Genomic DNA, 20,567 nt, shown 5'->3' with positions numbered 1-20,567 from the left:
GTCCCGCGGGCGGTCACCAGGCGTGTCCGGGCCGTGGCGCAGAGCGCGAAAGGCGAGGTCGGACGGCGCGTCGTGGTCCGCCCGGGTGGGCCTGTGGACAACCGGGGAGGATGGGGACCGTGCAGTGGTCGACCCGCCCCCTCGAGACCGCTCTCGCCGGGGTCGCCGCCGTCGCGCTGGCGGCGGTGCTGGTGCTGCTGGACCTGCCCGGTCGCCTGCTCGTGGGGGCGGCGGTGCTGCTGCTGGTCGGCGTGGTGCTGCGCGACCTCGTACTGCGGCCCCGGCTGCGGGCCGACGACGAGTCGGTCGTCGTCCGCACGGCCCGCGGGGGTGTGGTCATCCCGCGGGCCCGGCTGCGGGCCCGGGTGCGCACGTCGCGGCGGCTGGGGGTGCGCAGCACGTCGCTGGAGCTGGAGGACGAGGCCGACGACGCCGTGCTCCTCGTGCTCGGCCGGCGCGACCTGGGTGCCGAGCCCGAGCAGGTCGGTGCCCAGCTGCTCGGGCACCGACCGTTCTAGCGGATCCCGCCGAAGGTCAGCAGGAGCAGGACGACGACGACGGCGGCCACCCCGGCCACGGCGAGCGCGGTGTGGCGCCGGGCCCACAGCAGGACCGCCGCCGTCACCGCGCCGGCGACCAGCCCACCCAGGTGGCCCAGCAGGGAGACGCCGGGCAGCAGGCTGATGGCCAGGTTGATGGCCAGGAGGGTGAGCAGGCCGCGCAGGTCCTGCTTGCGGGCGACCAGGACGACGCCGAGGGCACCGAGCAGGCCGTAGATGGCCCCCGACGCCCCCACCACGCCGCCGGCGTAGGCACCGAACAGCTGCAGCGACGCCGCGCCGCCCAGGGCAGACACCAGGTAGACCGTCAGGTAGCGGCCCTTGCCGAGGGTGCGTTCGAGCTCGGAGCCGAACAGCAGCAGGGCCACCATGTTGAGCGCGAGGTGGACCACGCTGGCGTGGGTGAAGGCGCTGGTGACCACGCGCCACCACTCGCCCTGGTCGACCAGCACCGGCGCGGTGAGCAGCTCGCTGGTCAGCGGGGAGGCGAAGGAGTTGACGGGGTTGCCCCCCGACAGCAGCGTCGAGGCCGCGGTGGCGACGGCGACGGCGACGTTGACCGCGATGAGGACGAGCGTGACCACGCCCCACCGGCGGCCGGCGACGCGCACGCCGGTGCTGCGCTTGGGGGCGCGCACGGTGCGCCGTGCCTCGGCGACCTCCTCGGGGCAGTGGAAGCCCACCGCGGCGGGGTGCATGCACTCGGGGCAGATCGACCGGCCGCAGCGGACGCAGGAGATGCGAGTGGGCCGGTCGGGGTGCCGGTAGCAGGTGGGCACCGGGGGTGCGGGCGGCTCGCCCGCACCCCCGGGCAGGTCGGGCGTGCTCAGCTGCGCTGCACCTCGACCGAGGTGATGACCACGTCCTCGAGGGGCTTGTCCCCGCGGGCGGTGGGGACCGTGGCGATGGTGTCGACGACCTGGCGGGAGGCGTCGTCGGCGACCTCGCCGAAGATGGTGTGCTTGTTGTTCAGGTGCGGGGTGTTGGTGACGGTGATGAAGAACTGCGAACCGTTGGTGCCCGGCCCGGCGTTGGCCATGGCCAGCAGGTAGGGCTTGGAGAACTGCAGGTCGGGGTGGAACTCGTCGCCGAAGCGGTAGCCGGGGCCGCCGGTGCCCTGGCCCAGCGGGTCCCCGCCCTGGATCATGAAGCCGTCGATGACCCGGTGGAAGATCGTGCCGTCGTAGAGCTTGTCGGTGGTCTTGGCCCGGGTGCGGGGGTCCACCCACTCCCGGCTGCCCTCGGCGAGCTCGGCGAAGTTGGCGACGGTCTTGGGGGCGTGGTCCGGGAACAGGTCCACGGTGATGTCGCCGTGGTTGGTGTGCAGGACTGCGCGCCGCGCAGGAGTCGATTCGGTCACGCGCTCCATCGTCCCACCTGGGCCGATGTGCTGCTCAGACCGCCCCGACCACGGCCTGCGCGATCTCGCGGGCCTGCAGGCTGGACTGCTGGTTGATGGTCACCACGACGACGAGCAAGCCGTCGGCCACCGCCAGCACGGTGGGTTGGCCGACCGCGACGCCACCGCCGTCGCCGATGTCGTCCACCGCGGTGCCGCCGATGGCCGCGACCCGCTCGACGGCGGCGGTGCGCGCGGACACGGCGTCGGCGGCCTGGGTGATCTCCACCGTCAGGGCCGCCTCGCCGTTCGGCTTGGCGAAGGTGCACCCCGGGGGTGGCCCACCCGGCACGCCGGTGGTGGTGACCGTGGGGGTCTGCTGGCCCACCGTGTCCTGGACGAAGGCGGTGTCCAGGTAGGGGCAGTCCTGCTCGGTGGTCACCGGCTCGACCGGGGTGGTGGCCGGCGGCGGGCTGCTGGGCGCGGCGCCGGTCGGGGACGCGGCGTCGGGCGGCGAGGCGGTGGCCGCCGGGGTGGCCGGTGCGGTGCCGGCCGGGGAGTCGTCACCGGGGCCGCCGCACGCGGCCAGCACCAGGGCCAGCACCGGCGCGAGGGTCGGCAGCAGGGCGGTTCGGCGCGACATCGTGGAGACGAGGGGAATCGAACCCCTGACCCCCGCCTTGCAAAGGCGGTGCTCTACCAATTGAGCTACGTCCCCGAGGGGGGTGGTGCGTCGCGGGTCAGCGCTGGGTGGTGCGGACGGCGTCGGGGCCCCGGGTGGCCTCGGCCCACAGGTCGTCGTCGCCCCTGGCCGCCGCGCGCTTGCGCAGGGCCAGCAGTGCTCCGGCGGCGACTGCCGCGGCGGCGACCTTCATCAGCACGGGTGCCGACCTCCTCGCGGTGGCGGTGCGTGGGTGGAGCAGGACGTGCACGGTGGGCCTGGGAGGACTTGAACCTCCGGCCTCATCCTTATCAGGGATGCGCTCTAACCGTCTGAGCTACAGGCCCGTGAACCTCGGAAAGCATACTCGACCGCCTGGGACGGCCGCGTCGCAGGGTCCCGCGGCGTGCGGAGCGCGTCGTGGGGGGCGACGTGGTCCTTCCGTCAGTCCCGTTCGGACAGGGTGACCTCGAGACCGCCGACGAGGTCGGCGCACAGGTTGTAGACGAAGGTGCCCACGGTGCACAGCGCGGTGAACAGCACGATGTTCACCGCGCCGATGACCGCGGCCCCGCCGAACACGATGCCGGGGGTGATGACCTCCCCGCCCCCGCTGCCGCTGGCCGAGGAACCGAGTTGCCCGATGAGGTCGTTGAGGGTGGTGAACACGCCCAACCCGTTGAGCACGCCGTACAGCACGCCGACGGCGACCATCCACACGAAGAACAGCGCGATGGCCAGCACCAGCGAGATCTTCAGCGCCGACCAGGTGTCGACGTGCCGCAGCTGCAGCCGAGCCCGCCGCGGGCCCTTGCCGCCCCCGGGGGCCCGGACGCCGCGCCCGCCGGACCGCTCCCCGGACCGCTCGCCCTCGGCGGCCGTGGTGCGGGTCGGGGCCTCACCGGGCCGGACGGCGGCCGGTGGCCGGGAACCGGGCTGGCGCGGGGCGCCGGCGGCGTCGCGGTTGGCCGAGCGCGAGCCGGCCGGTGCGCTCGCGGGGCGGGCGCCCCCGGCGGGCGCGGGCTGGGCCGGGGGGACCTGCTGGGGCGCCGCCTGCCCGGTGGGCTGCTTGGTCGGGGCCTGCTTGGTCGGGGCCTGCTTCGGCGCACCCTGCTTCGGCGCGGCCTGCTTGGCGGCCGGCTGCTGGGGCGTGGCCTGCTTCTGGGCCGGCTGCGGATTGCCCGACTGCTTGGGGGCGGCCTGGCGGGAGCCGGCCGGGGTGGCACCACCCCACCCCGGGGCGGTCGCGGGCTTGCTGCCGGACGCGGCGGAGGGCTGGGCCGCGGGCTTGCCGGCCGCGGGCTCCTCGGACGGGATCGCGGCGGTCTGGGGGTCCTCGTCCGACGACCCGTCCTCGGTCCGCACCGAGCCCTGCGTCCGGTCGCTCATGCCGCTCTCCGTCCCAGGGGCGATCGTGTCGCCCCCGTCGCGCCCGGCGCCGCCCGGGGAGGGCGACGTCCGCACATCGGTCGTCGATCCGCCGGTCCCGGCGCGCACCGGCTGGTACGTGCGGGGGTCGGCATCTGCCCCAGCCTAGGCGCCAGGGCCACCCGCAGCCGCCGGCTGCCCGACCGGCACGCCGCACACCCGCCAACAGGCAAGGTGTGCGGCTTGCCGGGTCAGAGGGTCTGCTGGCCGTCGTCCGTCGGCTCGTCGTTGTCGGTCGTGCGCGCGATGGCCACGATGGAGACGTCCTCGGGCAGGTTCATCAGCTTGACGCCCATCGTCGCGCGGTCCTTGTTGTGCCGGACGCCGTTGACCGGGGTGCGGATGACGCCGCCCGAGGAGGTGATGGCGTAGAGCTCGTCGCCCAGCACCACCGACAGCGCCCCGACCAGCGCGCCCTTGCGGGACTTGGGGTCGGCGGTGAGCACGCCCTTGCCGCCGCGGTTCTGCTCGGGGTAGTTCTCGATGCCGGTGCGCTTGGCGTAGCCGCCCTCGGTGGCCACCAGGACGTCGACGCCCTCGGTGACCACGATCATCGACAGCAGGCGGTCGTCGTCGGCCAGCGAGATGCCCCGCACGCCCTCGGTCGCCCGGCCCATCGGCCGCAGCTGGGCGTCGTCGGCCTTGAAGCAGATGCTCATCGCCCGGCGGGTGACCAGCAGCAGGTTCTGCTCGGGGTCGATGAGCGCGGCGCCGACCAGCTCGTCGCCCTCGCGCAGGTTGATCGCGATGACCCCGCCGCTGCGCGGGGAGTCGAAGTCGGCCAGCCGGGTCTTCTTCACCTGGCCGCCGGCGGTGGCCAGCACCAGGTACGGGGCGACCCCGTAGTCCTTGATCTGGATGACCTGGGCGATCTTCTCGTCGGGCTGGAACGCCAGGATGTTGGCCACGTGCGCGCCGCGGGCGGTGCGCGCCGCCTCGGGCAGCTCGTAGGCCTTGGCCCGGTAGACCCGGCCCTTGTTGGTGAAGAACAGGATCCAGTCGTGGGTGGAGCCCACGAAGAACTGCTGGATGAGGTCGTCCTGCTTGAGGGTGGCCCCCATGACGCCCTTGCCGCCGCGTCGCTGGGAGCGGTAGAGGTCGGCCTTGGTGCGCTTGGCGTACCCGGTGCGGGTGATCGTGACGACCACCTGCTCCTCGGCGATGAGGTCCTCCATGGACACGTCGCCGTCGTGGGCGACGAACTGGGTGCGCCGGTCGTCGCCGTACTTGTCGACGATCTCGCGCAGCTCGTCGCGGACGATCTGCCGCTGCCGCTCGGGGGACTCCAGGATCGCCTGCAGGTCGGCGATGGTGGCCTCGATCTCGGCCAGCTCGTCGAGGATGCGCTGGCGCTCGAGCGCGGCCAGCCGGCGCAGCTGCAGGTCCAGGATGGCCAGCGCCTGGACCTCGTCGACCTCCAGCAGCTCCATGAGGCCGGTGCGGGCGGCGTCGGCCGACGCGCTCGCCCGGATGAGGGCGATGACGGCGTCGAGCTGGTCGAGGGCCTTGGCGTAGCCACGCAGGATGTGCGCGCGCTCCTCGGCCTTGCGCAGCCGGTAGCGGGTGCGCCGCTGGATGACCTCGACCTGGTGGATGACCCAGTACCGGACCAGCTCGTCCAGCCGCAGCGTGCGGGGCACGCCGTCGACGATGGAGAGCATGTTGCAGCCGAAGGAGGTCTGCAGCTGGGTGTGCTTGTACAGGTTGTTGAGCACCACCTTGGCCACGGCGTCGCGGCGCAGGGTGATGACCAGCCGGCGGCCGACGCGGTCGGAGGACTCGTCGGCGATCTCGGAGATGCCCTGCAGCCGGCCGTCCTTGACCTGCTCGGCGATGTTCTCGGCCAGGTTGTCCGGGTTGACCTGGTAGGGCAGCTCGGTGACGACGAGCTGCACGCGGCCGCGGGAGTCCTCCTCCACGTTGACCACCGCCCGCATGCGCACCGAGCCGCGGCCGGTGCGGTAGGCGTCCTCGATGCCGTCGCGGCCGACGATGAGGCCGTGGGTGGGGAAGTCGGGGCCCTTGATCCGCTCCATGCACGCGGCCAGCGCCTCCTCGGCGGCGGCCTCGGGGTGGTCGAGCATCCAGTAGACGGCCTCGGCCACCTCGCGCAGGTTGTGCGGCGGCATGTTGGTGGCCATGCCGACCGCGATGCCGGCCGAGCCGTTGATGAGCAGGTTGGGCACCCGCGAGGGCAGGACGACGGGCTCCTCGGTGCGGCCGTCGTAGTTGCCCTGGTAGTCGACGGTCTCCTCGTTGATCCCGGCCAGCATCTCCATGGCCAGCGGCGTGAGCCGGCACTCGGTGTAGCGCATGGCCGCCGCAGGGTCGTTGCCCGGGGAGCCGAAGTTGCCCTGGCCGTCGATGAGCGGGTAGCGCATGGACCAGGGCTGGGCCAGCCGGACCAGGGCGTCGTAGATCGCGGTGTCGCCGTGGGGGTGGTAGTTGCCCATGACCTCCGCGACCGGGCGGGCGCACTTCACGTAGCCGCGGTCGGGGCGGAAGTTCTGGTCGTACATGGCGAACAGCACCCGGCGGTGCACCGGCTTGAGGCCGTCGCGCACCTCGGGCAGGGCCCGGCCCACGATCACGCTCATCGCGTAGTCGATGTAGCTGCGCTGCATCTCCTGCTGGAGGTCGACCATCTCGATGCGGTCGGTGCTCATGGGCTCGGTCACGGTTCAGTTCTCCACAGGTCAGTGCACAGCGGTGGACAAAAGTCCAGGTCGACAAGGGGTTTGGGCGACGTCCGGATGGCTACCTGGTGTCCCCGAGGTGGCCGGCCGGATGAGCCGGGCCCGATCGGGCCCGGCTCGGCCCGCCTCAGACGTCGAGGAAGCGGACGTCCTTCGCGTTGCGGGTGATGAAGGACCGGCGGGCCTCGACGTCCTCGCCCATGAGGACGCTGAAGACCTCGTCGGCGGCCGCGGCGTCCTCCAGCGTCACCTGGCGCAGGATGCGGGTCTCGGGGTTCATCGTGGTCTCCCACAGCTCCCCGGCGTTCATCTCGCCCAGACCCTTGTAGCGCTGGATCATCTCGTCCTTGACCTTGCGGCCGGCCTCGACGCCGGCCTTGACCAGGGCGTCGCGCTCGCGGTCGGAGTAGGCGTACTCGTCACCCATCTTGCCGCCCCACTTGATCTTGTACAGCGGGGGCTTGGCGAGGTAGACGTACTGCCCCTCGACCAGCGGTCGCATGAAGCGGAACAGCAGGGTCAGCAGCAGCGTGGAGATGTGCTGGCCGTCGACGTCGGCGTCGGCCATGAGCACGATCTTGTGGTACCGCAGCTTGGCGATGTCGAACTCGTCGTGGATGCCGGTGCCGAACGCCGTGATCATCGACTGGACCTCGGTGTTCTTCAGCACCCGGTCGATGCGCGCCTTCTCGACGTTGATGATCTTGCCGCGGATGGGCAGGATCGCCTGGAACATCGAGTCGCGGCCGCTCTTGGCCGACCCGCCGGCCGAGTCGCCCTCGACGATGTAGACCTCGCTGCGGGCCGGGTCGGTCGAGCGGCAGTCGCTCAGCTTGCCCGGCAGGCCCGAGACGGTGAGCAGGCTCTTGCGGGCCAGCTTGCGGGCGTCCTGCGCGGCCCGGCGGGCGCGGGCGGCCGAGGCCGCCTTGGTGATGATCTGTTTGGCGTCGGTCGGGTTGGACTCGAACCAGTGGCCGATCTGCTCGTTGCAGACCCGCTGCACGAAGCCCTTGACCTCGGTGTTGCCGAGCTTGGTCTTGGTCTGGCCCTCGAACTGGGGGTCGCCCAGCTTGACCGAGACGATGGCGGCCAGGCCCTCGCGGATGTCCTCCCCGGAGAGCTTGTCCTCGGGCTTGTCCTTGAGGATCTTCTTGTCCACCGCGTACTTGTTCACGATCGAGGTGAGCGCCGCGCGGAAGCCCTCCTCGTGCGTGCCGCCCTCGTGGGTGTTGATGATGTTCGCGAAGGTGTGCACCGACTCGGAGTAGGCGCTCGACCACTGCATCGCGACCTCGAGGCTCATCGCGGTGTCGTTCTTGCCGGTGCCGTCGGCGGCGAAGGCGATGACCGTCTTGTGGATCGGGTCCTTCTTCGCGTTGACGTGCTTCACGTAGTCGGACAGGCCGCCGTCGTAGCGGTAGGTGACCTCGGTGGCCTCGAACGGCTTCTCGGCGACCTCGACCGGCTCGGCCTCGAGCGTGAGCACCTCGTCGGCCGCCGCCTCGGCGACCGCGGTGCTGCGGCGCTCGTCGCGCAGGACGATGGTCAGGCCCTTGTTGAGGAAGGCCATCTCCTGCAGGCGGCGGCGGATCGTCTCGTAGTTGTAGACCGTGGTCTCGAAGATCGACGGGTCGGCCCAGAAGGTGATCGCGGTGCCCTGCTTGGCGGTCTTCCCGATGGTGCGCAGCTCGCCGGGCACCGTCTCGGCGTAGTGCTGGGCGTACTCGACCCCGTCGCGCCAGATCTCGACGTCGAGGTGGGTGGACAGCGCGTTGACGACGGTGACGCCGACGCCGTGCAGACCGCCGGAGACGCCGTAGCTCTTGCCGTCGAACTTGCCGCCCGCGTGCAGGATCGTGAGCACGACCTCGACCGTCGGGCGCTTCTGCACCGGGTGCTCGTCGACCGGGATGCCGCGGCCGTTGTCCTCGACGCGCACGCCGCCGTCGTCGAGCAGGGTGACCCGCACGGTGTCGCAGAACCCGGCCAGCGACTCGTCGACGGCGTTGTCCACGACCTCCCACACCATGTGGTGCAGGCCGCGCTCGCCGGTCGAGCCGATGTACATGCCCGGGCGCTTGCGCACCGCCTCCAGACCCTCGAGGACGGTGATGGAGCTGCCGGAGTAGGCGTTCTGGTCGGCAGGCTTGGATCCAGCCACGTGGGGCCCTTCTCTTCGCGAGGCCGCCGGCCGGCCCCGAGCACGCCACCGGGGAGGCTGAGGGCTCAGGACGGCGCTCAGCGGGCTGCTGGCGGTACGTCCCCTCGATCGTACCGGGTCCCTGTGACAGAACGGTGCCGTCCACGCCCTGACGTCACCCCTGCCGCACCAGGAGGAGCTCGACCACCACCGGTGTTGCCCCAGCCGACGAAAGACGGTTCCTCGGCCCCGTGGGGTGGTCGAGGGCACCGGCCGGGGCGCGAGTCGCCGGGCGGGCGTCGACACTGGCCGCGTGCGCACCCTGGTCACCGGCGCCTCCGGCCACATCGGCGGCGCCCTCGTCCCGGCGCTGCTGGCCGCCGGCCACGCCGTCGTCGTCCTCACCCGGGACCGGGCCCGGCTGGCCGGGCGGCCGTGGCTGCCCGACGTCGAGGTGGTGGTCGGGGACGCCGCGGACGACGGCGTGCTGGCCGCGGCGTGCGCCGGCGTCGACGTCGCGTACTGGCTGGTGCACGCCCTGGACACCGGACCCGGGTTCGCCGCCGCCGACCGGGCCACCGCCCGGGGCCTGGCCCGCGCCGCCCGCCGGGCCGGGGTGGGCCGGCTGGTCTACCTGGGCGGACCGCGGCCGGCCGGGGAACGGCTGTCGGCCCACCTGCGCTCGCGCGAGGAGGTCGCCGCGCTGCTGCTGGCCTCGGGCGTGCCGACCGCGGTGCTGCGCGCGGCCATGGTGGTCGGGCCGGGCTCGGCCAGCTTCGAGATGCTGCGGCACACCGCCCGGTTGCCCGTCCTGCCCGCGCCCGCCTGGGTGCGCACCCGGGTGCAGCCGGTGGCGCTGCGCGACGTCGTCACCGCCCTCGTCGGGTGCGCCGGGCTGCCCGCCGGGATGAACCGGGCCTTCGACGTGGCCGGGCCCGACGTGCTGACCTACGGCGAGCTGGTGCAGCGCTACGCGGCGGTGGCCGGACTGGGCCGGCGGTGGTTGGTCCCGGTGCCGCTGCACGTGCCGGCGCTGGCCGCGGTCGGCGCCGCGCTGGTCACCCCGGTGCCCGTGGACCTGGCCCGGGCGCTGGTCGAGTCCCTGGCCAACACGGTGGTGGCCGGGGAGGACGACCTCGCCTCGCTGCTCGGTTCGCCACCGCGGCTGGGCTTCGACGACGCCGTCCGCGAGGCCCTCGCCGGCTGAGCGGGCCGCCCGGTCTCAGACCAGCAGCTGGGCGCTGGCCAGCTCGCGGTAGAGCGGGTCGGTGTCGACCAGCTCGTCGTGCGTGCCCGTGGCCACCACCCGGCCGCCGTCGAGCACCACGATCTGGTCGGAGTCGCGCACCGTGGACAACCGGTGGGCCACCACCAGCAGCGCCCGGTCCTGCGCCGCGGCCTCCAGCGTCCGCCGCAGCAGCGTCTCGTTGCGGGCGTCGAGGCTGGCGGTGGGCTCGTCGAGCAGCAGCAGCGCCGGCCGGGCCAGCAGCGACCGGGCGATGGCCAGCCGCTGGCGCTCCCCGCCCGACAGCAGCACCCCGTCGTCACCGACCAGCACGTCCAGCCCCAGCTCGGAGCGGGCCACCACCGGGGTCAGCCCGACGTCGTCCAGCACCCGCCACAGCTCGGGTTCGGGGGTCTGCGGGGCGGCCAGCAGCAGGTTCTCCCGCACCGTGCCGGCCAGCACCGGGGCCTCCTGCTCGACGTAGCCCATGCGGGCCCGCAGGGACGCCCTCGGCAGCTCGCGCACGTCGGTGCCCGCCCAGTGCACCGACCCGCCGCTGAGCGGGTAGAAGCCCTCGACCAGCGCCAGCAGCGTGGACTTGCCGGCACCCGAGGGCCCGACCAGCGCGGTGCGGGTGCCTGCGGGGACGGTGAAGGAGACCCCGTGCAGCACCCGGGTGCCGTCGGGGTAGTCGAAGTCGACGTCGCGCAGCTCCAGCAGCGGGGTGGGGTCCCCGGCCGGCGGCACGCGCGGGGTGGTCGTGGTCCCGGGCCGCTGCGGGTGGTCGTCGTCCTCGGGGTCCAGGGCCAGCACCTCCTGCACCCGGGCCAGCGCGCCCAGCCCGGTCTGCAGCTCGGTGTAGGCCCGGATGACCTGGCCCAGCGGCATGACCAGCAGGAACAGGTAGAGGATGAACGCGATGAGCTCCGCGACGTCCATCGCGCCGGTGGCCACCCGGTAGCCACCCAGCCCCAGCACCGCGAGGAACGCGCCCTGGACGGCGATCGAGCTGGCCGGGGAGACCAGGGCCTGCAGCCGGGCGACCGCGACCCCGGCCACCCAGGCGCGCTGCGCGGACTGCCCGACGGTGTCGACCTCCCGCGCGGTGGCGCCGCTGGCCCGGATGGTGCGCACCGCCGACAGTGCCCGCTCCACCGCCGCGCTCATCGCCCCGACCTGCTCCTGCGCCTGCCGGGAGAGCCGGCGCACCCGGCGGGCCGCGGCGACGGCCACGACGACGCCGACGCTCACCGACCCCACGGTCACCAGCAGCAGGACGCCGTCGACCAGCGCCATCGCCACCAGCGCACCGACCCCGACGACGAGGGCGCCGCCGACCTCGACCACGCCGCTGGTGACCGTGGCGCGCAGCAGGGTGGTGTCGGCACCCACCCGGCTCATCAGGTCCCCGGTGCGCCGGCGGTCGTACTCGGTCACCGGCAACCGGAGCAGCCGGTCGGCCAGCGTGCGCCGGGTGGTCAGCACCACCCCCTCGGCGGTGCGCTGCAGCAGGTACTGCTGGCCCGCCCCGAGCACGGCCGCGGCCACGAGCACCACCACGAGGACGGCGACGACGGGCAGCAGCGGCCGCCCGGCACCGACCGCGTCGACCACCCGGGACACCAGCAGCGGCTGGGCGAGGGCGGCGGCCGAGGACACCAGCGACAGGACGGCGGCCGCGACCAGTGCTCGGCGGTGCGGGGCGAGCAGCGGCCACAGCTCCCGCAGCCCCGACGCGGGCAGCCGCGCGGCGCCCGGATCGGGGGGCACGGGGCTGCTCAGGCCACCGCCGCGACGACCGCGGCGAGGATGCGGGCGTGGTGCTCGACCAGCTGGGGCCGGTTGCCGCCGGGCCGGACCGCCGCGACGAAGCCCACCGCCGACCAGAGCTCGTCGCCGTCGTCGGAGCCCAGCAGCAGCTGGCGCACCACCGGGTCCTCGACCAGCCGCCGCACCTGCGGGCCGTCCTCGGCGGCCAGCATCACCCAGCGGGTGTCGAACTCGGGGTCGCCGCTGGGGATCTGCAGCATCCCGCCCGTGCCGTGCCGCCACAGCCGGGCCGGGCTCAACCGGAACGCCGGCACCGAGCCGAGCACCGGCGCGGCGTTGACCGCGTGGGTGGCCACCCAGCCGCGACCGTAGGGCGAGACGATGTCGAAGGCGACGAGGTCCAGGCCGTCGGCCCGGCCGCGCAGGACGTTGCTGGGCACCTCGCTCTTCGCCGGGCGCACCGGGGCCGAGCGGGTGAGCTCGACGAGCGGGGCGTCCTGCGGCCCGGTGCCGTCGGACGCCGTCCAGCCGAAGGCCTGGCCCCAGGCGGCCAGGTCTCCGGGACCCACCGGGCCGCCCTTGGGGGTGAACACCTGCTCGACGGCACCCGGTTCGCGGGGTGCGCGGGCGCGACCGCCGCCGAACAAGCCGCCGAGCAGCCCGCCGCGGCGCTCCTCCTGCGGCTCCTTCTGCGGCGCCTGCTCCGCGGGCGGGTCCCACGGCTGGCGCTCGGCGGGGGCGTCCCACGGCTGCTGCGGGGGCGGCGTCGCCTCCCACTCGGGCTCGGGCCGCCGACCGGCCGGGTCCTGCTGGGCGGGGCCCTGCTGGGCGGGGCGGTCGGGGGCGGCGTCGGGCAGCGACCAGCCCGGCGGCTCCCAGCCGCGACCGGCGTCCTCGCCCTGTTGCCCCGCGCTCGACCCCTCACCGGGACCCTGGTGGCCGAAGCCGGGACCCTGGTGGCCGGGGCCGCCGAGGTGGGTGGGCTCGGTCCACCCGCGCTGGTCCTCCGGACGGTCGTCGAAGCCGTCGCCGTTGCGGGGGGTGCTCATCGGTGCTCGCTCTCCTCGGGGGTCGTCGTCGGGCCGGTCAGCCGTAGGTGTCCCGTGGACCCCGGCCGCGAACCGTCCGGGGCCCCTTCTTCCAGCTGGGTGCTGTCGGACCGACAACGCGCAAGCGGGTCACGACGTCCCCGCCGACCTGGGCGTGCAGCTTGCCGAGGATCGTCGGGGCCATCATCCGCAGCTGGGTGGCCCAGGCGGTGGACTCGGCCACCACGGTCAGCTCGCCCTCGCTCAACGACTGCGGCGCGCAGTGAGCGGCGATGTCGGCGCCGACCAGGGCGTCCCAGCGGCCGAACACCGAGCCCACCTTCGTGCGCTCACCCCAGTCCTCGGCGCTGACCAGCGAGTCCACCAGCGCGCCGAGGGTCTGCGGGTCGTCGGCGCCGGGGTGCGCGCCGCTCCACGACCGGCGGGGACCGGCGACCCGGCGCCGGGTCGGGCGGGGCCGGGCAGCCGAGGCGGCGCGGGCGGCGTCCAGCGCGGCGCGGGCGATGTCGCTGGGCCGGGCCGGGCGCTCCGGGGTCCGCCCGGCGGGGTCCTCAGCCATCGGGGTCAGCATCCTCCGCGTCGCCGGGGAGCGCGATCGCGGCGGGGGTGTCCGGGGAGGGGGCGTCCGGGGAGGGGAGCACCGTCGCCGTCCCGGCCGCGACCTGCACGCGGGTGCCGCGCAGCGCGGCCGGCACGTCCTCGGCGACCGCGGCGGTGATGAGGCACTGCTCGGCGGTGCCGGCGACCTCGGCCAGGGCGGTGCGCCGGCCGGCGTCGAGCTCGGCGAAGACGTCGTCGAGCACCAGCACCGGCTCCTCCCCGTCGGCGCGCAGCAGCGCGAAGCAGGCCAGCTTGAGGGCCAGGGCGAACGACCAGGACTCCCCGTGGCTGGCGTAGCCCTTGGCCGGCGCCGGCCCCAGGTGGAGCACCAGGTCGTCGCGGTGCGGGCCGACCAGGGTCACCCCGCGGTCGACCTCCTCCTTGCGCCGCTCCTCCACCCGGCGGGCCAGCGCCGCCGACAGCTCGGCCGTGCTGGGCACCCCGAGCCCGGGCAGGAACGCCGTCCCGTCCCCGGCCAGCGGGACGGTGCTGGTGTAGCCCAGCCGCGCCCGATCAGCACCTGCGCCCGCCCCGTCGCCCACGATGCCCTCGTAGGCCGCGGTGACGTGCGGGTCGAGGTCGGCGGCCAGCTGCAGCCGGGCCGCGAGCAGCTGCCCGCCGAGGTCGGCCAGGTGCCCGTCCCACACCTCGAGGGTGGCGATCGCCCCACCGCGGGCCAGCTTCGCCGTCTTCAGCAGGGCGTTGCGCTGCTTGAGCACCCGCTCGTAGTCCGACCGGACGCCGGCCAGCCGCGGGGTGCGGCTGACCAGCAGGTCGTCGAGGAACCGGCGCCGCTCGGTCGGGTCGCCGCGGACCAGCGCGAGGTCCTCGGGGGCGAACAGCACCGTCTTGACCAGGCCGAGCAGCTCCCGCGGCCGGGGCAGCGGGCTGCGGTTGACCCGCACCCGGTTGGCCTTCCCGGGGTTGATCTCGACCTCGACCAGCAGCTCCCGGTCATCCTTACGCAGCGCCGCGCGGACGACGGCCTGCTCGGCTCCGTGCCGCACCAGCGGGGCGTCGGAGGACACCCGGTGGCTGCCCAGGGTCGCCAGGTAGCCGACCGCCTCGACCAGGTTGGTCTTGCCCTGCCCGTTGCGGCCGACGAAGACCGTGGGCCCCGGCGTCATCGCCAGGTCCACGGCCTCCCAGCTCCGGAACGACCCGAGCTGCAGATGCCTGACGTACAACGAACCTCCGGACGTACGCCTGGAACGCCCCCCCCCCCCCGCAGGGTTCCGCGGCGAGCGGAGCGAGTCGTGGGGGGCGAGGGGGTCCTTCCGCTGCTAGGCGGGGTCCTCGACCTCGCGGGCCTTGGCGGCCTGGACGGCGTGGCCGCCGAACTGGTTGCGCAGGGCGGCGACGGCCTTCATGGTCGGACTGTCCTCCTGCCGCGAGGCGAACCGGGCGAACAGCGAGGCCGAGATCGCCGGCATGGGGACGGCGTGCTCGATGGCCTGCTCGACGGTCCACCGGCCCTCGCCGGAGTCCGACGCCCAGCCGGTGATGTCGTCCAGACCCGGGTCCTCCTGCAGCGCGCGGACCAGCAGGTCCAGCAGCCAGGAGCGGATGACGGTGCCCTGGGTCCACGAGGCGATGACGCCGGGGACGTCCTCGACCAGGTCGACGGCGGTCAGCAGCTCGTAGCCCTCGCCGTAGGCCTGCATCATCCCGTACTCGATGCCGTTGTGGACCATCTTGGCGAAGTGCCCGGCACCCACGGGGCCGGCGTGCACGAACCCCGCGCCCTGGCCGGCGGGGGAGTCGCTCTCCGCGTCCACCGGCGGCTTGAGGGCGTCGAAGATCGGCTGGACCTTGGCGACGTCCTCCTTCGAGCCGCCGACCATGAGCGCGTAGCCGTTCTCCAGGCCCCACACCCCACCGGAGACGCCGGCGTCGACGTACCCGATGCCCTTCGTCGCCAGCAGGTCGGCGTGCACCTGGTCGTCGGTGAACTTCGAGTTGCCGCCGTCGACCACGACGTCCCCGGACTCGAGCAGGTTCCCCAGTGCCTCGACGGTCTCCCGGGTGGGGTCACCGGCCGGCACCATCACCCACACCACGCGGGGGGCGGTCAGCGCGCCGACCAGGGACTCCAGGCTGTCGACGTCCTGCAGGTCGGGCGAGCGGTCGTAGCCGACCACCTCGTGCCCGGCCCGGCGGACACGCTCGCGCATGTTGCCGCCCATCTTGCCCAGACCGATCAGACCCAGCTGCACAGCGGTTCTCCTCGTCTCAGCCCGGCAGGCGCACGGGCATGATCAGGTAGCGGTAGCTCCCCGGCCGGACCGCGCCGTCCTCGGTGGGCTCCTCGTAGCGCGACAGTACGGCGGGCTTCAGCGCGCTGGTGAAGTCCATGCGGGCACGCTCGGTGTGCACCGCGGCCAGGCCGTCGAGCAGGAACGTCGGGTTGAAGCCGATGGTCAGCGGGTCGCCCTCGAACTCGACGTCGCAGCGCTCCTCGGCCTGCCCCTCGTCGTCGGTGCCCCCGGCCCGCAGCGTCACCTGGCCAGGGGTGAACTCGCAGCGCAGGGGCGTGCCGCGCTCGGCGACCAGGGCTACCCGCTTGGCGGCGTCGGTGAACAGCCCGACCGGGAGGAGGGCGTGCGCGGCGGACTCGGCCGGCATGATCGCCCGGTACTTGACGAACTCGGCGTCCAGCAGGCGGGTGGTGGTCTGCCGGTCCTTGCCCGACAGGCCCAGGATGCCCTCGCCCGACCCGCCCGAGGACAGCGAGAGGGTGACCTCCGGGCCGCTGGTCAGCGTCTTCGCGGCGTCGGCCAGCGTGCGCGCCGGCACCAGGACGGCGGCCGACAGCCCCGAGGTCTCCGGGCGCCAGGCGAACTCGCGGACGGCGAGCCGGTACCGGTCGGTGGCGGCCAGGGTCACCCGGTCGTCCTCGATCTCCAGCCGGACGCCGGTGAGCATCGGCAGCGTGTCGTCGCGGCCGGCGGCCACCGCCACCTGACCGACCGCCTCGGCGAACGCGTCGCTGTCCACGGTGCCGGCCGTGGAGGGCATGGAGGGCAGGGAGGGGTAGTCCTCGACCGGCAGCGTCGGCAGGGAGAACTTGGCGTTGCCGCAGGAGATCGCCAACCGGGCGCCCTCGGCGGTCACCTCGACCTGGTGCGGGGGGAGTGCGCGGGTGATCTCGGCGAGCAGCCGGCCGGGCACCAGCGCGCGACCGTCCTCGGTCGAGCTGACGTCGACCTCGGCGCGGGCGGAGACCTCGTAGTCGAAGCCGGAGACCGACAGGGCGCTGCCCTGCACCTCCAGCAGGATCCCGGCCAGGACGGGGACCGACGGCCGCGGCGGCAGGCTGCGTGCCGTCCACGCCACCGCGTCGGCGAGCACCTCGCGTGCCACCCGGAACTTCATGTCGTCGTCCACCCCTGCTCGTCGTCCGGCGTCCCTGCTGCGTCCGTGCTGCGTCCCTGCTGCGTCTGCGCCGCGTCTCCGCTGCGGGCGACAGTCTCCCCTGTGGCCACCGCCCGCGTCGACCGGCCCCGTCCCCGCTCCGCTGCTGCTCCTGGTGGTCCTCGGGGTCGACTCGTCGACCGCACGTGCACACCCAGTGTGTGGTTCGAGAACTCCTCGAGGGACATCCCTCATCACCGTCATCACAGGTGTGGGTACTGGGGAACCGACCCGTCGGTGCAGGTCAGGGCCGGTGCAGGCCTGTTCGTGCGGTGTGGGCCGGTGAGCGTGCGGCTGGGGTCGACATGGGGATTCGTCGGCCCGGATCCACCGGTGACCCCCCGCATCCACCCCCGGTCCACGTCCTGTCCCGCGTCCACCCCCGGTGGATCCCCAGCGCACCCGTCCGGGGGACGGAACGGGGAGAACCCGTGCACGACCTGGGCACCCACCGGGTCGACATGGGGATCCGCAGTCCCCAACCTGTGCACAGATCTGGGGACAACCGAAGGACCTTGTCGACTCCCCCGCACACGCTGCGCGCGCACGGGGCCCCTGCGACAAGGCCGTTCCAGCCTCGCCTCTTATTGACGCGCGCGGGACTTGATGCGGGCGGTGAGCTCGGTGACCTGGGTGTAGGTGGCGCGGCGCTCGCCCATGAGGCCGGTGATCTTCTTGACCGCGTGCATGACCGTGGTGTGGTCCTTGCCGCCGAAGCTGGCCCCGATGCGCGGCAGCGACAGCTCGGTGAGCTCGCGGCACAGGTACATCGCGATCTGCCGGGCGTTGACCAGGGTGCGGCTGCGGTTGGCGCCCTGCAGCTCCTCCATCGTCACGGAGAAGTACTCGGCGGTGGCGGCCATGATGATCGCGGCGGTGATCTGCGGACCCTGCTCGTCGCTGATGAGGTCCTTGAGCACCAGCTCGGCCAGCGCCAGGTCGACCGGCTGCTTGTTCAGGCTGGCGAAGGCGGTGACCCGGATCAGCGCGCCCTCGAGCTCGCGGATGTTGGTCTGCACCTTGCTGGCGATGAACTCCAGCACCGGGTCAGGAGCCTGCAGCCGCTCGCCGTAGGCCTTCTTCCGCAGGATCGCGATGCGGGTCTCGAGGTCGGGCGCCTGGACGTCGGTGATCAGGCCCCACTCGAACCGGGTGCGCAGCCGGTCCTCCAGCGTCGTCAGCTTCTTCGGCGGCCGGTCGCTGGTGATGACGATCTGCTTGCTGGCGTTGTGCAGCGTGTTGAAGGTGTGGAAGAACTCCTCCTGCGTCCGCTCGGCGCGCTCCAGGAACTGGATGTCGTCGATGAGCAGGAAGTCGATGTCCCGGTAGCGGCGGCGGAAGTCCTCGGCCCGGCCGGAGTGCACCAGGTTGATGAACTCGTTGGTGAACTCCTCGGTGGAGACGTACCGGACCCGCACGTCGGGGAACATCCGCGCTGCGTAGTGGCCGATGGCGTGCAGCAGGTGGGTCTTCCCCAGGCCGGAGTCGCCGTAGACGAACAGCGGGTTGTAGGCCCGGGCCGGGGCCTCGGCGACGGCGACGGCGGCGGCGTGGGCGAAGCGGTTGCTGTTGCCGATGACGAAGCTGTCGAAGACGTACTTGGGGTTCAGCCCCAGGTCGCTGCCACCGGAGCGGCCACCGAACGAGGACGTCCCGCCGCTGGCCGGACGGCGGCCGGCGGCCGCGTCCTCGCCACTGCCGCCCACCCCGCTGCTCACCCCGCCGGCCATCGGGGCCTCGGCGTCCCACGGGGCCGGTCGGCGGGGGTCGCTGCGGGGGGCGTCCCAGGCCGGGGAGCCGCCGCCGGGGCCGGCGCCGTTGCCGCGCGACCAGTCCCGGCCGTCGCCGGACTCGGGCAGCCACACGTCGCTGCGCGGGGCGTCGGTGCGGACGCCGAAGGCGCTGCGGCCGTCGTCGAGCTGGGCCCGGGCGGCGCGGTCCTCGGCGTCCCGGTCGCGCTCGGCGCGCTCGCGCGCGTCGGCGTCCCAGGCGTCCCGCTCGAGGTCGTCGCGGTCCCGCTCGGGACGGCGGAGCTCGTCCTCGCGGACGTCCCGGACGTCCCGGGCCTCCCGGGCCTCCCGGGCGTCGTGGCGGACGTCGTCGCGCAGGTCCCGGACCTCGCGCGGCGGCGCGGCGTCGGGTGCAGGTGCGTCCTCGAGCTGGACGGCGACCTTGGTCTCCCGACCGAACTCGGCGGACAGGGCCTCGGTGAGGGCAGTGCGGATCCGGGACTCGAGCACGGTCTGGGTGAACTCGTTGGGGGCGGCGAGCACGAACACGCCCTCGACCAGGCCCAGCGGGCGGGTGAGGTTGAGCATCGCGTTCTGCTGCCGGGTGAGGTCGCCGGACAGCCGCTCCCGGATGCGGTCCCAGACCGGGCCCAGGTCACCAGTGGTGTCGGCCATCGCCGTGTCGTCCCTTCCGTCCCCGTGGTGCTCGCCGCGTGCTGGCGCGGGCCGATTGCCGTCCCGCCGCCGTGCCCCGTGTTCCGTCCGCCGTCCCTGCCCCCGTCCTCGTCGCTGTCCCCCGCCACGTCCACCGGTGTGGACCGGGGTGGACCACGGGTCCACACCGCTGTCCACAGACTGTGCACGAGGGGTGGGGACGGGCTGTGGCCGGGACCGTCGAGGAGGTCGTGGTCCGAGCGATCCGCCCAGGTCAGCTGCGATCTGGGGGGTGTGGACCGGGCTGGGCGCCGGGTGCGGGCCAGTGGTCTCCGGTCCGCGTCCGGGGACCGTTCCGACCGGTGGCGAGCGAGGCGACGCTAACAGCACCATCCACAGGCGGGCAACGACACCGGTGTGCTTCGGCGAGCCAGTGCGTGGCCGCGCGCCGGCCTCGCCCCGGCGGGTCGGTGGAGGTGCCGGCGGGCGGTCGGGGCAGCATGGGGGGTCGGTCACCGGGGCGGGCCGCCGGTCACGGCCGTTCCTCGGCTATGCTCGACCGGTCTGTGGACAGCGGACGGTTGGCGCGTGCCCGGCACGTGGTCGCACCGACGTCGTCCCCAGCACCACCAGCCCCGGTGCTGGCAGGGGTCCCGGCAGTCCGCCGGGGACGCGCCCCGCGCCGGTGCCGCCGCGTGGCCGGCCCGACCGCCGGTCACCGCCTCGTCGTCGTCAGTGGGAGTACCTCGTGAGCAAGCGCACGTTCCAGCCGAACAACCGTCGCCGGTCCAAGACCCACGGCTTCCGGCTCCGGATGCGCACCCGCGCCGGTCGCGCGATCCTTGCCGGCCGTCGCCGCAAGGGTCGCGAGAAGCTTTCCGCCTGACGTGCTGCCAGCGCAGGCCCGCCTGCGCCGGCGTCCGGAGTTCACCGTGGTCGTCCGCTCCGGCCGGCGTGCCGGGCGCCCCACCATGGTGCTGCACTACCTCCCCGAACGGCCCGTCGTCCGTGGCGGGGGTCCTCGCGACCCCGAGCCCGGACCGCGGGCCGGTTTCGTGGTCGGCAAGGGGGTCGGCAACTCGGTCTGCCGGCACCGGGTCAGCCGGCAGCTGCGGCACCTGGTGCGTGACGAGCTGCACCGGTTGCCGCCCACCGCCGACCTCGTCGTCCGGGCCCGGCCCGAGGCGGCCGGCGCCGACGCGGCCACGCTGCGCCGCGACCTCAGCCGGGGCCTCGACCGGGTCCTCGACCGTGCCCCTGACCGTGCCCCCGACCGGGTGCCGGACCCGTCGTGAACGCCT

18 protein-coding genes and 2 tRNA genes are annotated in these 20,567 nt (G+C 73.9%); 4 read left to right on the top strand and 16 right to left on the bottom strand.

The annotated features are described in order from the left end of the window. Positions 1-119: 119 nt before the first annotated feature. Positions 120-518, top strand: a complete 399-nt coding sequence (locus TEK04_RS08010) for a PH domain-containing protein (RefSeq protein WP_336403799.1) — start codon at positions 120-122, stop codon at positions 516-518. On the opposite strand, the gene TEK04_RS08005 is transcribed toward TEK04_RS08010, so the two are convergent. From TEK04_RS08005 to gyrB, 9 genes are all read right to left on the bottom strand, one after another. Next, complete coding sequence (locus tag TEK04_RS08005) at positions 515-1,339, bottom strand: rhomboid family intramembrane serine protease (protein ID WP_336403798.1); 825 nt, start codon at positions 1,337-1,339, stop codon at positions 515-517. The two genes, TEK04_RS08010 and TEK04_RS08005, sit on opposite strands and share 4 nt — an antisense overlap. 47 nt (positions 1,340-1,386) lie before the next feature. Next, positions 1,387-1,929 carry a peptidylprolyl isomerase gene (locus tag TEK04_RS08000; RefSeq protein ID WP_336403797.1) on the bottom strand — a complete coding sequence of 181 codons (543 nt, stop codon included), beginning with the start codon at positions 1,927-1,929 and terminating at the stop codon, positions 1,387-1,389. 25 nt (positions 1,930-1,954) lie between these two features. Then, positions 1,955-2,542 carry a DUF2020 domain-containing protein gene (locus TEK04_RS07995; protein ID WP_336403796.1) on the bottom strand — a complete coding sequence of 196 codons (588 nt, stop codon included), beginning with the start codon at positions 2,540-2,542 and terminating at the stop codon, positions 1,955-1,957. A gap of 2 nt (positions 2,543-2,544) precedes the next feature. After that, positions 2,545-2,617: transfer RNA gene (locus tag TEK04_RS07990), tRNA-Ala, on the bottom strand. A gap of 22 nt (positions 2,618-2,639) precedes the next feature. Then, a complete protein-coding gene (locus TEK04_RS07985) occupies positions 2,640-2,774 on the bottom strand; it encodes a DLW-39 family protein (protein ID WP_336403887.1) in 135 nt (44 codons plus the stop codon). Between the two features lie 59 nt (positions 2,775-2,833). Next, positions 2,834-2,907 (bottom strand) — tRNA-Ile (locus TEK04_RS07980). A 97-nt stretch (positions 2,908-3,004) separates the two neighbouring features. After that, positions 3,005-3,949 carry a DUF3566 domain-containing protein gene (locus TEK04_RS07975; protein ID WP_336403795.1) on the bottom strand — a complete coding sequence of 315 codons (945 nt, stop codon included), beginning with the start codon at positions 3,947-3,949 and terminating at the stop codon, positions 3,005-3,007. A gap of 230 nt (positions 3,950-4,179) precedes the next feature. After that, entirely contained in the window at positions 4,180-6,666 is a 2,487-nt protein-coding gene (gene gyrA, locus TEK04_RS07970; RefSeq protein ID WP_336403794.1) for a DNA gyrase subunit A, read from the bottom strand. Positions 6,667-6,811: 145 nt separating this feature from the next. Beyond that, entirely contained in the window at positions 6,812-8,845 is a 2,034-nt protein-coding gene (gene gyrB / locus TEK04_RS07965; protein WP_336403793.1) for a DNA topoisomerase (ATP-hydrolyzing) subunit B, read from the bottom strand. Between the two features lie 292 nt (positions 8,846-9,137). Between gyrB and TEK04_RS07960 the strand changes: the two genes are divergently transcribed. After that, the gene (locus TEK04_RS07960; RefSeq protein WP_336403792.1) at positions 9,138-10,031 is read left to right on the top strand and encodes an NAD(P)H-binding protein; all 894 of its coding nucleotides are present in this window, start codon (positions 9,138-9,140) and stop codon (positions 10,029-10,031) included. A 15-nt stretch (positions 10,032-10,046) separates the two neighbouring features. On the opposite strand, the gene TEK04_RS07955 is transcribed toward TEK04_RS07960, so the two are convergent. From TEK04_RS07955 to dnaA, 7 genes are all read right to left on the bottom strand, one after another. Further along, positions 10,047-11,819, bottom strand: a complete 1,773-nt coding sequence (locus TEK04_RS07955) for an ABC transporter ATP-binding protein (RefSeq protein ID WP_336403791.1) — start codon at positions 11,817-11,819, stop codon at positions 10,047-10,049. A gap of 8 nt (positions 11,820-11,827) precedes the next feature. Beyond that, positions 11,828-12,868 carry a hypothetical protein gene (locus TEK04_RS07950; RefSeq protein WP_336403790.1) on the bottom strand — a complete coding sequence of 347 codons (1,041 nt, stop codon included), beginning with the start codon at positions 12,866-12,868 and terminating at the stop codon, positions 11,828-11,830. A gap of 37 nt (positions 12,869-12,905) precedes the next feature. Then, entirely contained in the window at positions 12,906-13,427 is a 522-nt protein-coding gene (locus TEK04_RS07945) for a DciA family protein (RefSeq protein ID WP_336403789.1), read from the bottom strand. Then, positions 13,420-14,655, bottom strand: coding sequence for a DNA replication/repair protein RecF (gene recF, locus TEK04_RS07940; protein ID WP_336403788.1), 1,236 nt, complete (start codon positions 14,653-14,655; stop codon positions 13,420-13,422). Before recF ends, TEK04_RS07945 begins: the two co-directional genes overlap by 8 nt. A gap of 96 nt (positions 14,656-14,751) precedes the next feature. Then, positions 14,752-15,684, bottom strand: a complete 933-nt coding sequence (gene gnd / locus TEK04_RS07935; RefSeq protein ID WP_336403787.1) for a phosphogluconate dehydrogenase (NAD(+)-dependent, decarboxylating) — start codon at positions 15,682-15,684, stop codon at positions 14,752-14,754. A gap of 16 nt (positions 15,685-15,700) precedes the next feature. Beyond that, positions 15,701-16,855: a DNA polymerase III subunit beta gene (dnaN, locus tag TEK04_RS07930; RefSeq protein ID WP_336403786.1), complete on the bottom strand. Its 1,155-nt coding sequence runs from the start codon at positions 16,853-16,855 to the stop codon at positions 15,701-15,703. A gap of 611 nt (positions 16,856-17,466) precedes the next feature. After that, on the bottom strand, positions 17,467-19,287 hold the full coding sequence (gene dnaA, locus TEK04_RS07925; protein ID WP_336403785.1) for a chromosomal replication initiator protein DnaA: 1,821 nt from the start codon (positions 19,285-19,287) through the stop codon (positions 17,467-17,469). 727 nt (positions 19,288-20,014) lie between these two features. Between dnaA and rpmH the strand changes: the two genes are divergently transcribed. Next, on the top strand, positions 20,015-20,152 hold the full coding sequence (gene rpmH / locus TEK04_RS07920; RefSeq protein ID WP_040338882.1) for a 50S ribosomal protein L34: 138 nt from the start codon (positions 20,015-20,017) through the stop codon (positions 20,150-20,152). A 1-nt stretch (position 20,153) separates the two neighbouring features. Beyond that, positions 20,154-20,561, top strand: a complete 408-nt coding sequence (gene rnpA, locus TEK04_RS07915) for a ribonuclease P protein component (protein ID WP_336403784.1) — start codon at positions 20,154-20,156, stop codon at positions 20,559-20,561. Positions 20,562-20,567: the final 6 nt, after the last annotated feature.

Source organism: Klenkia sesuvii, from assembly GCF_037083825.1.
Taxonomy (GTDB): Bacteria; Actinomycetota; Actinomycetes; order Mycobacteriales; family Geodermatophilaceae; genus Klenkia; species Klenkia sesuvii.
Note: the sequence above shows the minus strand (reverse complement) of the source record. Positions and strands in the feature narration are given on the sequence as shown.